This window comes from Cellulomonas pakistanensis, assembly GCF_016862755.1.
GTDB lineage: Bacteria > Actinomycetota > Actinomycetes > Actinomycetales > Cellulomonadaceae > Cellulomonas > Cellulomonas pakistanensis.
In genome coordinates this window covers 1-14,300 of record NZ_BONO01000004.1, presented here as the reverse complement: position 1 = coordinate 14,300, position 14,300 = coordinate 1, and the positions used below count along the sequence as shown (strand labels likewise).

Sequence of the window (14,300 nt, the reverse complement as noted above, 5' to 3'; positions counted from 1 at the left end):
GGCTCCGGGACGGGGGGCGAGTGGAAGATCCGGCCCGACACACCTCGGCGTGTCGGGCCGGATCTTCCACTCGACGGATCGGTGACCGGGCCGGGTCAGGCCTCGCCGGCCGCCTCGGCCAGCGCGATCCGCACCATGTCCTCGCGCGGCACGACCTTCACCCGCTCGCGCCCGTGCGGCTCGCCGAGCGCCCGCTCGTACGCGTCGAGCAGCTCCCAGCCGGCCCAGTGGATCGGGCGGGCGCCGCGCGCGGTCAGGAAGTCGACGACGGCCTGCGGGTCCGGCTCGGCGGCCGACAGGAACGGGTTGCCGGCCTCGGCGACGTCGCCGGCGTCCTCGACGAGGTGCCGGATCGTCTCGCTCGCGTCGGACTTGGTGTGCCCGATGAGGCCGACCGGGCCCCGCTTGATCCAGCCGGTGGTGTAGACGCCCGGCACCGGTTCGCCGTCGACGTCCACGACCCGCCCCTCGCGGTTGGCGATGACACCCTTGGCCTCGTCGAACGGCACGTCCACCAGCGGCGACCCGAAGTAGCCGACCGCACGGTAGACGGCCTGCACGGGCCAGTCGTGCATCTGCCCGGTGCCCGCGACGCTGCCGTCGCCGGCCAGCGCGGTGCGCTCGGTGCGCAGCCCGACGACCTTGCCGTCCTCGCCCAGCACCTCGACCGGCTTGTGCAGGAAGTGCAGGTGGATCCGGCGGCTCGCCGTCAGCTCCTCCGGGTCCTTCAGCGTCCAGTCGGTGAGGGTCTTGACGACCTGCTTGGTCTGGTTCGACGAGTGGATGGCGGCCATCGAGCCCTCGTCGAAGTCGAAGTCCTCCGGGTACACGACGACGTCGACGTCCGGCACGTGGCCGAGCTCGCGCAGCTCCAGCGGGGAGAACTTGGCCTGCGCCGGCCCGCGGCGCGCGAACACGTGCACGTCCGTGACCGGGCTGGCCTTGAGGCCGTCGTAGACGTTCTGCGGCACCTCCGTCGGCAGCAGGTCGTCGGCGTGCTTGGCGAGGACGCGGGCGACGTCGAGCGCCACGTTGCCGGCCCCGAGCACCGCGACGTGCTGCGCGGTGAGCGGCCAGGTGCGCGGGACGTCCGGGTGGCCGTCGTACCAGGACACGAAGTCGGCCGCGCCGTACGAGCCGTCCAGGTCGATCCCCGGGATCGGCAGGTCGGCGTCCTTGATCGCGCCCGTCGCGAAGATGACCGCGTCGTAGTGCCGGCGCATGTCCTCGAGCTTGAGGTCGACGCCGTAGTCGACGTTGCAGATCAGCCGGATGTCACCGCGCTCGAGCACCTTGTGCAGCGCCACGATGATCTGCTTGATCCGCGGGTGGTCGGGCGCGACCCCGTACCGGACCAGCCCGAACGGCGCGGGCAGGCGCTCGATCAGGTCGATGGACACGTCCAGGCCCGAGCGGCTGAGGATGTCCGACGCGTAGATGCCGGCGGGGCCGGCACCGACGACGGCGACGCGGACGGGGCGGTTCGAGGTCACGCAGGTGCCTTCCTTCGGGGTCGCCGACCAGTGTAGGACGCCCTAACCTCTGCCGATCCGGCGCGACATCCTGCCGATCCCCGCGCGAGGTCCGACCGGTGCCGGTGCGCGTCGGCGGGCGGCGCTAGCGTCGGTCCGTGAGCACCCCGTCCGCCACCCCGTCGCCGGCCACCGCCACCGACACCCGTGCCCCCGCCGCCACCGGCGCCCTCGACCCGCGCGGACTCGCCGCCGGCACGGGCGCCTACCTGCTGTGGGGCGTGCTGCCGCTGTACTTCGAGCTGCTCAAGCCGTCCGGCGCGGTCGAGGTCGTGGCGCACCGGGTGCTGTGGTCGCTGATCTTCTGCGCGGCCGTGCTGTCGGCGACGCGCACCTGGCGCGCGTTCCGCGGGGTGCTGCGGTCCCGCCGCACGATGGCGCTGGTCGCGGCGGCGTCCGTGCTGCTCGCGGTGAACTGGCTGACGTTCGTGTTCGCCGCCCTCGGCGGGCACGTGGTCGACGCGGCGCTCGGCTACTTCATCAACCCGCTCGTCACCGTGCTGCTCGCGGTGCTCGTGCTGCGCGAGCGGCTCCGCCGGACGCAGTGGGTCGCGCTCGGGTTCGGCGTGGCGGCGGTCGTGGTCATCACCGTCGGCCTCGGGCGGCTGCCGTGGGTGGCCCTGACGCTGGCCGGGTCGTTCGGCGTGTACGGGCTGCTGAAGAACCGGGTCGGGCGGAGCGTCGCCGCGGCGCCCGGGCTCGCCGCCGAGACCTTGGTCCTGGCGCCGATGTCCGCGGGCTACCTGATCTGGCTCGGCGTCACGGGCGGCTCGACCTTCACCGCGACCGGCACCTGGCACGCGCTGGCCCTGGCGGGGACGGGCATCGCGACCGCGCTGCCGCTGCTCCTGTTCGGCGAGGCCGCGCGCCGGCTGCCGCTCAGCGTCGTGGGCAGCCTGCAGTACCTCGCGCCGGTCCTGCAGCTGCTGATCGGGGTGGCCGTCCTCGGCGAGACGATGCCGCCCGCGCGGTGGTGGGGTTTCGGCCTGGTGTGGGTCGCGCTAGTGCTGCTGACCATCGACGGGGTGCGGGCGCAGCGGGCGCAGCGGCTCCGGCCGGCGGTCGCGGACCGGACCTAGGTCCCGCCGATCCCCCGGGCTAGGGGGACCACTCAAGGACCTTGGGCCCCCACCGACGCGGTCGATACTCATGAGTATCGGGCGCATGAACCCCATTCCTCTGCACGCGCGCCCCCGTGCGCCTCGAACACCCGCCGCAGCGGTGCGGGCACCGCGCCGCCTGATCGCGTGGCTGCTCGCCGCGCTCCTCGCCGGCGTCGGCGCGGTCGTCGCGTCGACGCCCGCCGTCGCGGATCCCAACGCGCTCCTGGGCAGCAGTCCCACGACGGGCGGGCAGACCCTCAGCCTGCCCGACGTCCAGCGGACGGTGTTCGCGCAGGTGTCGGCGGGATCCCACCACGGTCTCGCGCTGACCCCGGACGGCGTCGCCTACGGCTGGGGCTGGAACACCGCGGGCCAGGTCGGGGACGGCACCACGACCAACGCCACCGTCCCGGTACCCGTGCGCTTCAACGGCGAGGAGCTGCGCTTCACCCAGATCTCAGCGGGCGGGCGGCACTCGCTCGCCATCTCGACCGAGGGCGAGGTGTGGGGTTGGGGCTGGGTCGGGGACGGCGCACTGGGGATCATGGACAACCCCTCCCAGGCCGCGACCCTCACCCCGCGCCGGGTCCAGCTGCCCACAGGACTCACCTTCGTCGCCGTCGCCGCCGGCACGAGCCACTCGCTCGCGCTCACCGACAGGGGCGAGCTGTACGCCTGGGGTGCGAACAGCTCCGGCCAGCTCGGCGACGGGTCGACGACGGACCGCCCGCTGCCCGTGCGGGTCCCGACGTCACTCCGGTTCCAGAGCGTGGGGGCCGGCGACCGGTACACGGTGGGCCTGACGACCGCGGGAGCAGCGTACAGCTGGGGACTCAACAACTACGTCCAGCTCGGCGTGGGGCAGAGCTCGGGGAGCACGCAGTACCTCACCTCGCCCACCGCGGTCGTCGGTGGCCTGACGTTCGCGCAGATCGACGTCGGCACCCGGTTCGTCGTCGCGCGGACGCCCGCCGGCCTGGGCTACGCCTGGGGTTCCGGCAACAACGGCCAGCTCGGCGACGGCAGCTACAACATCACCGGGAAGAACGCGCCGGTCGCCGTCCAGGGTGACCTGCGCTTCACCGACGTCGCGGCAGGCCTCCTCCACACGCTGGGGGTCGCTACCGACGGCTCGACGCGGTCCTGGGGCGGGAACACCCGGGGTGAGGGCGGCACCGGCGTCACGAACACCCGCAACCTCGCGCCGACCCGCGTCGCCGGCTCCACCGCGTTCGTCGAGGTCGAGGCCGGGGAGAACTGGTCGGTCGCGCTCACCGCCGACGGCCTGCCCTACACGTGGGGGTTCAACCTCTACGGCGAGGTCGGCGACGGCACCACGTCCCCGCGGACGAGCCCGTTCGCGCTGCCGGTCGGGAACGTGCCGGTGTACGTCCCGGAGGTGCTGGTCGGCGACGTGCCCGCGACGGACGTGCGCTGGGAGGGGGGAACGCTCACGTTCGTCACCCCGCCGGTGTCCCGCGGTGGCACCTACGCCGTGACGGTCGACGGCACCCGGCACGGGTACTACCGGTACGGCAGCCTCGCCGAGATCACCGCCGCGCCGCCGACCGCCACGACGGCGGTCGTCGGCACCCCGTGGACGCTGGCCGCCGAGGGTCGTGGGGACGAGGCGCCGGCCATCACGTGGCAGCAGGCCACGACCAGCGCCACGGGCTCGTGCAACTCCGACTGGCTCACCCTGCCCGGGGGCTCGTCCAGCCTCTCGGTCTCCGAGACGACGACCCCGACCACCGTCTCGGCGCCCGGGAGCACGCGCAGCGAGCTCACGTCCGTCGGGCACGTCGGCAGCGAGCTCTGCTACCGGGCCGTCGTCACGAACGGCATCACCGACGAGCTGGCCGCCACCGGTGTCACCGCGGTGCCCACGACCACCCCGACCGTCGTGCACTCGGTCGCCGCCGCGATCAGCGCCGACGCGACGCAGGTCGTGGCGGACGGTTCCCAGGACGCGGTGCTGACCGTCCGCCTGACGGGCAAGGCCCTCGCGCCCGTGGCGGGCGCGACGGTGCGGGTCTTCGCGGAGGGCGTCGGCGACCTCGCCGCGGAGGTCATGCACGACCACGGCGACGGCACGTACACGCAGCGGGTGTCGTCGTTCGCCCTGGGCACCGGGACGTTCCGGTTCTCGGTGAACGACGTCGACGCCCCCGGGCGCGCGCACGTGCAGTTCGTCGCGGGAGCGGCCGACGCGAGCACCTCGTCGCTCGACGTGGACCGGACGCAGGTCGACGCGGACGGGGTCGACGAGGCGGCGGTCACCGTCGCCGTCCGGGACGCCAGCGGGCACCCCGTGCTCGGGGCGGACGTCGAGGTCGCGGTGTCGGGCGTGGGTCGCACGCTCGGGGCCGTCGCGGACCTGGGGGACGGCACCTACCGGGCCACGGTCGTCTCCGAGCAGCACGGCACCGCCACCGTCCGCGCCACCGTCGGCGGCGACGCCGTCCCCGGCACGCGCGAGGTCGACTTCCGCCGGCTCCCGGTCGACCTCGAGGCCGGATCGTTCACGACCGACCGGGCCCGCGTGGTCGCGGACGGCCTGGACACGGCGACGCTGACGGTGACCGCGATCAACGACGCCGGCCTGCCGATGCTCGACGCCGACGTGGTGATCGAGCGCGACGGGGTCGGGGTCCTGGACCCCGCCGGGGTGCAGAACCACGGCGACGGCACCTACACGCAGCAGGTCCGCTCCACGACCGCCGGGAACGGCACGTTCTACTACACCGTGGACGGCCAGGAGGGCGTGAGCTCCGTCCGGGTCGGGTTCGACCCAGGCGAGGTCGCCGCATCGACCGGGACGCTGACGGCCGACCGGACCACCGTCCTCGCCGACGGGACCGACACGGCCACCCTCACCGTCGAGGTGGCGGACGTCCTCGGCAACCCGGTCGCGGGGGCCGACGTCGAGATCACCGTCTCGGGGCCGGGTTCGCTCCTCGGGTCCGTGAGCAACCACGGCGACGGCACTTACACCCAGCAGGTGTCGTCCGCCGACCTCGGGACGGGCACGTTCGGGTTCCGGGTCGACGGCGAGTCCGGCGCCGACACCGTCGAGATCGAGTTCGTGCCGGGGCCGGTGGACCCGGCGGCGTCGACGGTCACCGTCGACCCCGACCGGATCGTCGCCGACGGGACCGAGTCCGCCACCGCCACCATCACGCTGCTGAGCAGCTCGGGTCACCCGGTGGCGGGTGCCGACGTCCGGCTCCAGCGCATCACGGTGGGCGACCTGCAGGGCGAGGTCGTCGACCACGGCGACGGCACCTACACGCAGGAGATCACCTCGACCGTCGCGGGTGCCGGGCTGTTCCTGGTGGAGGCCGACGGCGTGCGGCTGCAGCAGGGCGCGCAGCTGACGTTCGTCGCGCCGGGCGTCGACCCCGGCCCGGTCGAGGGCGTCGTCGTGGCGATCAGCACGGACCGGGCGGCGGTCGTGGCCGACGGCACGGACGCCGCCACGCTGACCGTCCGGGTCGTGGACCTCGCGGACGACCCCGTCGAGGGGGCGGACGTCGCGATCGAGGCCGACGGCGTCGGCGACCTCGACGGGGCGGGCGTCGTCGACCGGGGTGACGGCCTGTACACCCAGGCGGTCACCTCGACGGTCGCCGGCGTCGGCACGTTCCGGGCCGTCGTGGACGGCGAGGCGAGCACCGGCACCGCCCAGATCACGTTCACGGAGCCGGTGATCGAGCCCGAGCCGGAGCCCTGGAGCTGGTCGCTCGCGGTCGACCGGCCCGAGGTCGTCGCCGACGGCACCGACACCGCCGTGCTGACCGTGACGATCGCGGACGGGGCCGGCGACCCGGTCGCCGGCGCCGACGTGGCGATCTCGGCGGACGGCGTGGGCGACCTCGCGCCCGAGGGCGTCACCGACCACGGCGACGGCACCTACACCCAGGCGGCCTCCTCGACCGCGGTGGGCGTGGGCACCTTCACCGCCACCGTCGACGGCGAGACCGTCGGCAGCGTCCAGGTCACGTTCACCGAGCCGGAGCCCGGGCCCGACCCGGGACCCGAGCCCGGCACCCGGTCCATCGCCGCCGACCGCACCGAGGTCGTCGCCGACGGCAGCGACACCGCGGTCCTGACCGTCTCCCTCGCCGACGGTGAAGGAGACCCGGTCACCGGCGCCGCCGTGGCGATCACGGCGGAGGGCGTGGGCGACCTCGCCCCCGACGGCGTCACCGACCACGGCGACGGGACCTACACCCAGGCGGTCACCTCGACCGTCGCGGGGGTGGGCACCTTCACCGCCACCGTCAACGGCGAGACCATCGGCACCGCCCAGATCACCTTCACCGAGCCCGAGCCCGGGCCCGACCCGGGACCCGAGCCCGGCACCCGGTCCATCGCCGCCGACCGCACCGTGGTCGTCGCCGACGGCACCGACACCGCAGTCCTGACGGTGGCCCTGGCGGACGGGGCCGGCGACCCGGTCACCGGCGCCGACGTGACCGTGACCGTCGAGGGCGTGGGCGACCTCGCACCCGGGGGCGTCGCCGACCACGGCGACGGGACCTACACCCAGGCGGTCACCTCGACCGTCGCGGGCGTCGGCACCTTCACCGCCACCGTCGACGGCGAGACCATCGGCACCGCCCGCATCACCTTCACCGAGCCCGGTGCGGAACCCGAGCCCGATCCGGGCAGCTGGTCGATCGCGGTCGACCGCACCGAGGTCGTCGCCGACGGCACCGACACCGCGGTCCTGAGCCTCGCGCTCGCATCCGGCTCCGGCGACCCGGTCGTCGGGGCGGACGTGGCGGTCACGGTGGACGGCGTGGGCGATCTCGCTCCCGGCGGCGTCACCGACCACGGCGACGGCACCTACACCCAGGCGGTCACCTCGACCGTCGCGGGCGTGGGGACGTTCACCTTCCTCGTCGACGGGGAGGCGATCGGCAGCACGCAGGTCTCCTTCACCGCTCCCGAGCCCGGACCCGGCCCCGAGCCCGGCAGCAGGACCATTGCGGCCGACCGGAGCCAGGTCGCCGCCGACGGCTCCGACACCGCCGTCCTGACCATCACGATCGCGAACGGCGCCGGTGACCCGGTCGTCGGCGCCGACGTGGCCGTCCTCACGGACGGGGTCGGTGACCTGGCACCCGAGGGCGTCACCGACCACGGCGACGGCACCTACACCCAGGCGGTCACCTCGACCGCGGTGGGCGTCGGCACGTTCTCGGCCGTGGTGGACGGCGAGGTCATCGGCACCGTCCGGGTGACGTTCACCGAGCCCGGCAGCGAGCCGGGACCGGAGCCCGGGCCGGGCAGCTGGTCGATCACCGTCGACCGCCTCCGGGTGCCGGCCGACGGCGCTCAGCGGGCGCTGCTCACCGCGACGCTGCGGGACGCGGCCGGCGACCCGGTCGTCGGCGCCGACGTGGCGGTGCTCGTGGACGGGGTCGGTGATCTGGACACCGCGGGGGTCCTGGACCGCGGTGACGGCCGGTACGTCCAGGCGGTCACCTCGACCGTCGCGGGGGTGGGGACGTTCACCTTCACCGTCGACGGCGAGGCGATCGGCAGCGTCACGGTCACCTTCACCGCGCCCGACCCGGGTCCGGACCCGGGCCCCGAGCCCGGGACGCGGTCGGTCTCCGCCGACCGCACCGAGGTCGTCGCCGACGGCACCGACACCGCGGTGCTGACCGTCTCGCTGGCGGACCCGGCCGGCGACCCGGTCACGGGGGCCGACGTCGCGGTGACCGTCGACGGGGTCGGCGACCTCGACCCGGCCGGCGTGGTCGACCACGGCGACGGGACCTACACCCAGGCGGTCACCTCGACCGTCGCGGGCGTCGGCACCTTCACCGCCACCGCCGACGGCGACCCGGTCGGGAGCGTCACGGTGACGTTCACCGAGGTCGGGACGGAGCCCGGTCCGGAGCCCGAGCCGGAGCCGGCGCCTGTGACCGGCACGATCGCCGTCGACCGCACCGAGGTCGTCGCCGACGGCACCGACACCGCCGTCCTGACCGTGACCCTCGCCGACGGCGCGGGCGACCCGGTCACGGGCGCGGACGTCGCGGTCGCCGTGCTGGGCGTCGGTGACCTCGACGCCGCCGGCGTGGTCGACCACGGCGACGGCACGTACACCCAGGCGGTCACCTCGGCCGTGGCGGGCATCGGCACGTTCACCTTCACGGTGGACGGGCGGGCGGTGCTGGGCGCCGCGCAGGTCGTGTTCACCGAGCCCGGCGCCCCTGGACCGGACCCGGGTGCGGGGAGCTCCACGATCACGGCCGACCGGACCGAGGTCGTCGCCGACGGCACGGACGCCGCCGTGCTGACGGTCACCGTGGCGGACGGCGCAGGTGACCCGGTCACCGGGGCGGACGTGGCGGTCCTGGTGGACGGCGCGGGCGACCTGGCGCCGGAGGGCGTGGTGGACCACGGCGACGGCACCTACACCCGGGCGGTCACCTCGACCGTCGCGGGGGTGGGCACCTTCACCGCCACCGTCGACGGCGACGCGGTCGTCGGCGTGGCCCAGGTGCGGTTCACCGAGCCCGCTCCCCCGGACCCCGGGCCCGAGCCGGGTCCGGGCACGAGGACGATCACGGTGGACCGCAGCGCGGTGGTCGCGAACGGCACCGACGTGGCGACGCTGTCGATCACCCTGGTCGACGGCGCCGGCGACCCGGTCACGGGCGCCGACGTCACGGTCGCCGCGCAGGGCGTCGGCGACCTCGACCCGGCCGGCGTCGTCGACCACGGCGACGGCACCTACACCCAGGCGGTCACCTCGACCGTCGCGGGCGTCGGGACGTTCGTGTTCACCGTCGACGGTGCGGAGGCCGGCAGCATCCAGGTCACGTTCCACGCGCCCGGCAGCGGTCCCGGCACCTCCCCGGACCCCGGCCCGGGCGGTGGCGGCGGCGCCGGGGACCAGACCGGCGGGACCGGGACCGGCACGGGCACCGGCACCGGCACGGGCACCGGCCCGGGGTGGCTCGCGACGACGGGCTGGTCCGTCGCCGGCACCGCCCTGGTCGCGCTGCTCCTGCTCGCCGCGGGCGCGGTCGTGACCCGGCGGAGCCGCGTCACCGGGACGGACGTGAGCGAGAGCTGACGCACGACCCGCACCAGCACGGGGCCCTCCCGCAGACGATCTGCGGGAGGGCCCCGTGCTGTGCGTCCCCCGCGCGGCCCAGCGGGGGCGGGTGCCACCGGCCCCGGCACGGCCGGCCCCGGCACGGCCGGCCCCGGTGCGTCAGCCCCGGCGGCGGCGTCCGGCGACGCGGGCGCCCAGCGCGGCGAGCAGCACCGCGGCGGTCCCGCCGATCCCCCACCACACGGCACCCGCGCGCGCCCCGGCCAGGGGGTCCTCGCGCGGCGACACGTCGAGAGTCCGCACGTCGGCGGCCTGCGCGTCGGCGCGGTCGTGGACCGGGCTGACGGGGCCGGGCGCCGTGCCGTCGTCCACGAAGCCCAGGGCCGCGTCCGGCCGCACGACGCCCCAGCCGACCTGGTCGTCGCGCTCGGCGGGCTGCGTGCGGGCCGCGGTGGCCTCGAGCCGGTACGCCCACTGCGCGGGCGTCTCCTCGGGGTACCGCTCGGCGAGCAGCGCGACGGCGGCGCTGACGTAGGCCGTGGCGAAGCTCGTCGACGTGCCCTCGCCCGACAGCATGCAGTCGCCCGCCGCGTGGAAGGTCGTGAGCACGTTGGTGCCGGGCGCCGCGACGTCGACGTGCGGGCCGTGGATGGCGTCGGCGGACGGCCGGTCGTCGACGTCGACCGCGGTCACCGCGAGCACGCCGTCGTAGGCGGCCGGGTAGCGCGGGCCGTCGGCCTCGTCGCTGCTGGTGTTCCGGTTGCCGGCGCTCGCCACGACCAGCGCGCCCGCGGCGGTCGCCCGCTGGACCGCCTGCTCCAGCGCGGGGGTGTCGTTCGGGGTGCTCATCGAGACGTTGACGACCCGGGCGCCCGCGGCCACGGCCGCGTCGATGCCCGCGGCCATCCGGCCCGCGTCGGGCGCCACGCCCTGCTCGCGGGCCTGGTCGTCGTCCGCGTAGTACACGCGCACCGGGAGGATCGTCGCGTCCGGGGCGAGGCCGACGACGCCGGAGTCCACCTCGGCCGTGCGGGGCAGCGCCCGCGCGGCGATCTGCCCCGCGACCGCGGTGCCGTGCCCGGCGGTGTCCGTGCGCCCGGCGGGGTCGCCGGCGACGCCCACCAGGTCGACCCCCGGCACGACCGCCTCGGCGAGGTGCAGGTTCCCGGGGTCGACGCCGGAGTCGACGACCGCCACGAGGACGCCCGCGCCCGTCGCGCTCTGCCACGCCCGCTCGGCCGCGAGCCGGGCGAGGGCCGGCGGCGGGTCGGCGACGTACTGCGCCTTCTCCTGCGTGCACTGCGTCGTCGCGGCCGCGGGCAGCCGGCCCGGGGCGGGCCCGGCCAGGGCGGGTCCGACGCCCGCGGGCAGCACCAGGGCGGCGGCCAGCCCCGCGAGCAGGACGCGGCGCCGGCGCGGCGTCCGGCGCGGCTGCGCGGTGCGCACGGCCGTCACGCGTCCCCGGCGGCCGCGCCCTCGGACGCGGTCCCGGCCTCGGACGCGCCTCCGGCGTCGGTCGCGACCCCGGCGGCGGCGGTCCCGCCGGACACCTCGGTCGCGGCCGCCTCCACGGTCAGGTCGGGGCCGGTCGGCAGCAGGTCGGCCCACGCCGGCGGCACGCGCGTCACGTCGTCGGCCGCGTAGCCGAGGCGGGCCAGGACCTCGTCGCCCGCGTCCGGGACCGGGTAGGCGCGCCCGGAGCCGTCGACCAGCCGCACGGTCGCCGCGGCGCCGTCGGCCGTCTGCGCGCGGACCAGCGCCCCGGAGCCGGGAGCGACGCGCACACCCGCCTCGACCTCGGCGGCGTCGCGGAGCACGAGGTCGACGCGCTCGTCGGTCGTGGCGCTGCCGGTCGACAGCACCACGCACGCCGTCGAGCCGGCGGCCGGGAGCGTCGGGACGGTCTCGGGCAGGTCCGCGGGGGCGACGGGCGTCGTCGAGGTGCGGACCGCGGCGATCTCGGCGGCGGTGACCTGCAGCGGCTCGGCCGCGAGCTCGCCGGCGCCGAGCAGGTAGAGCGGGTACGCCAGCTCGGACAGCGGGGCGAGCTCGCCGCGCGCGTCCACGACGTAGCGGCGCTGGCCGTCGCCGACCCCGGTCACCTCGACCAGCGTGCCGACCCGGGTGTCGACCGGCAGCCCGCCCTCGGGCAGCGCGGGGGCGTCCGCGCCGGCGACCGTGAGCGGCGCCAGGTCGGAGCCGGCCGGGACGAGGTTGAGCCAGTCGGCGCCCGCGGTGATCGGCGTGGCCGTGTCCAGCCCGAGCGCGCGCAGCACGGCGGCCTCGTCGGCGGCCGGGATGCGGTGCCGGGTGCCGTCGGCGACCAGGTAGAGCGTCCCCGCCGCCTCCACGAGCGCGCCCGCGCCCGGGTCGGCGACCGGCGCGGGGGCATCGGGGTCGATCGTCAGCGCGGTGCCGCCGTCCGGGGCCACGCACGCCTGCCAGCCCGTCGCGGTCAGCCGGCTCGCGAGCGGGAGCTCGTCCGGGGCGCCCGGGATGCCGATCGTCGCGCCGCGCGGGGCGTCCGTGATGTCGTCCTCGCTGACGTCGACCACGTGGAACGACCCGGACTCGAGCACCAGGCGCGCGCTCGTCACGTTGAGCACCGGGTGCAGCGTGCCCTGGATGCCGACGTACCGGCTGCCGTCGCCCTCGACGATGACCAGCGACTGGTCGTCCCAGCCGTTCGGCAGCGTGGGGCTGAGCAGCCCGAACCCGAGGCTGCCGAGCACCAGCAGCACGGAGAGCGAGACGCCGGCGACGACGCCGCGCAGCGGCTTGGTGGGCTCGAGCTCCCGGCCGCCGGGCGCGCCGCTGGTGAAGGCGGTGAGCAGGCGCCGCCGGCTGAAGGTCTGCGCCTCGACGAGATCGCGCTTGGACGCCACGGGTCAGACCAGGCCCGCCGCGGTGACGCCGAGGGGCAGCAGCAGCGCCAGGCAGGCGATCTCGAGGAAGTCCCCGAGCCGCGCCAGGCCCACCCGGCGGCGCGGGGCGACCAGGCCGAGCCCGACGACGACGGCGGCCGCGGCACCCGCGACGCCGACGAGCGCCGGGCGCCAGCCCGGGTGCTGCGCGGCGGCCACGACCGCCACGACGACCAGCAGGAGCACCGACAGGCCGACCGTGAGCAGCACGTCGAGCCGCGAGTAGGTCTGCCGGGTCGCGAGCAGCAGGCCCGCGGCGGCGAGGACCAGCAGCAGGGTGCCGGGGACGCCGGTCGCGACCACCGCGGGGGCGGCGACCAGCGCGAGCACGCCGATCGCGACCCGCAGCGCGACCTGGATGCGGTGGCCGGCCGCGAGCTGCGCCCGCACCCGCGCGGACTGCACGGCGGGCGGGTCGGCGAGGATCTCGGCGTCGTTGCGCGGGGACACCACGCGCAGCGGCGTGCTGGACAGCGCGAGCCACGGCACGCCGATGCTCGCGGTGGCGACGACGGCGACGACGACCGCGAGCACCTCGCCCGGGCGCGCGTCGGTCAGCGCGATCGCGGTGCCGGCGACGGCGAGCGCGAGGCCCCCGGCCAGCGGCGCGGCGCTCAGCTCGCGGCGGTCGACCAGGGCCGGCATGCCGAGCAGGCCGGCCACCAGGGCGCCGGTGCCTGCGAGCGCGGCGGGCCAGCCCCAGGACGGCGCGCCGGACCCGGCGGTGAGCCCGGCGACCGCGGCGAGCACCGGCGCGGTCAGCACCAGCACCCGGCCCGCGGCGGGCTCGGTGCCCACCCGGCCGACGACGGCGCCCGCGACCAGCGCCAGCGCGGCGGCCAGCGCGGCGACGACCGGCGGGACGAGCGAGTCCTGGTCGGCGCCCAGCAGCAGGGCTGCGCCCGCCAGCAGCAGCGCGCCCGCGGCCCACGCGGCGCTCAGCGCGGAGTCGCGCGGCGTCCACGGGGCGTACTGGTTCTCCACCGCGTCGGCCACGGCCTCCACGACGTCGTCGTAGATCCGCTCGGCGTCGCGGCGGGCGCCCGACTCGAGCGTCAGCACGGCGCCGTCCTCCACGCCCTCGGCCAGCAGGCTGCGCGCGGAGTCGATCGGCGTTCCGTCGGCGCGCACGAGGCGGTAGCCGCCGTGCGCGGTGCTCGCGTCGAGCAGGCCGAGCGCGCGGGCCAGCCCGGGCACGACCTCGGCCATCGGCACGGCGCCCGGGATGCCGAGGTCGAGGCGGCGCTCCCCTGCGGTCACCGACACCCGCACGAGCGTCCCCACGGACGTCGTGGCGGCGGGTGCGTCTGTCATCGGGTCCCCTGTACTCCCTGGGCAGGTCGGCGGTCAGCATAGCGACGCACGACCGTCCCGCCCGCGGGGCGCACGGGCGGGCGCGGCCGTCCGGGTGGACTCCGGGCACGGGCACCCGCTCGGCCGTCCCCCGCGCGGAGGGCCGCGGGCCAGGCATTTCGGACTCGGCGTGACAGATCCCCGCTCGCCACTGGGCCGAACGGGTGATCCGTGACACCAGTCAGCGTGGTCGTCCACAGGGCGGGTGATCTGGGCTGACCTGACAGGAAGCCGTGGGTTAGCCTGCCGAACGGTTCCGGGTCACGTGAGCTCGGGCACAGGCGGCGCCGCAGGGGTGCACGTCACG

6 protein-coding genes are annotated in these 14,300 nt (G+C 76.3%); 2 read left to right on the top strand and 4 right to left on the bottom strand.

The features are described from left to right. Positions 1 to 95 precede the first annotated feature (95 nt). On the bottom strand, positions 96 to 1,493 hold the full coding sequence (locus Cpa01nite_RS03635) for an FAD-dependent oxidoreductase (protein ID WP_203667405.1): 1,398 nt from the start codon (positions 1,491 to 1,493) through the stop codon (positions 96 to 98). A gap of 137 nt (positions 1,494 to 1,630) precedes the next feature. Here Cpa01nite_RS03635 and rarD point away from each other — a divergent pair, with 137 nt between their 5' ends. Both rarD and Cpa01nite_RS03625 read left to right on the top strand, forming a co-directional pair. Beyond that, positions 1,631 to 2,611 (top strand): EamA family transporter RarD, encoded by a 981-nt coding sequence (gene rarD / locus Cpa01nite_RS03630; protein ID WP_203667404.1) that lies wholly within the window; start codon positions 1,631 to 1,633, stop codon positions 2,609 to 2,611. Positions 2,612 to 2,696: 85 nt separating this feature from the next. Continuing rightward, positions 2,697 to 9,734 (top strand): invasin domain 3-containing protein, encoded by a 7,038-nt coding sequence (locus Cpa01nite_RS03625; RefSeq protein ID WP_203667403.1) that lies wholly within the window; start codon positions 2,697 to 2,699, stop codon positions 9,732 to 9,734. Between the two features lie 141 nt (positions 9,735 to 9,875). Here the strand turns inward: Cpa01nite_RS03625 and Cpa01nite_RS03620 are convergent, their stop codons facing one another. Genes Cpa01nite_RS03620 through eccD form a run of 3 tightly spaced genes read right to left on the bottom strand, consistent with a single transcriptional unit; the run spans position 9,876 to position 13,954 of the window. Next, the gene (locus tag Cpa01nite_RS03620) at positions 9,876 to 11,171 is read right to left on the bottom strand and encodes a S8 family serine peptidase (RefSeq protein ID WP_203667402.1); all 1,296 of its coding nucleotides are present in this window, start codon (positions 11,169 to 11,171) and stop codon (positions 9,876 to 9,878) included. After that, positions 11,168 to 12,601 carry a type VII secretion protein EccB gene (eccB, locus tag Cpa01nite_RS03615; RefSeq protein WP_203667401.1) on the bottom strand — a complete coding sequence of 478 codons (1,434 nt, stop codon included), beginning with the start codon at positions 12,599 to 12,601 and terminating at the stop codon, positions 11,168 to 11,170. The genes Cpa01nite_RS03620 and eccB overlap by 4 nt, the downstream gene beginning before the upstream one ends. A 3-nt stretch (positions 12,602 to 12,604) precedes the next feature. Continuing rightward, positions 12,605 to 13,954, bottom strand: coding sequence for a type VII secretion integral membrane protein EccD (eccD, locus tag Cpa01nite_RS03610; RefSeq protein WP_203667400.1), 1,350 nt, complete (start codon positions 13,952 to 13,954; stop codon positions 12,605 to 12,607). Positions 13,955 to 14,300 lie beyond the last annotated feature (346 nt).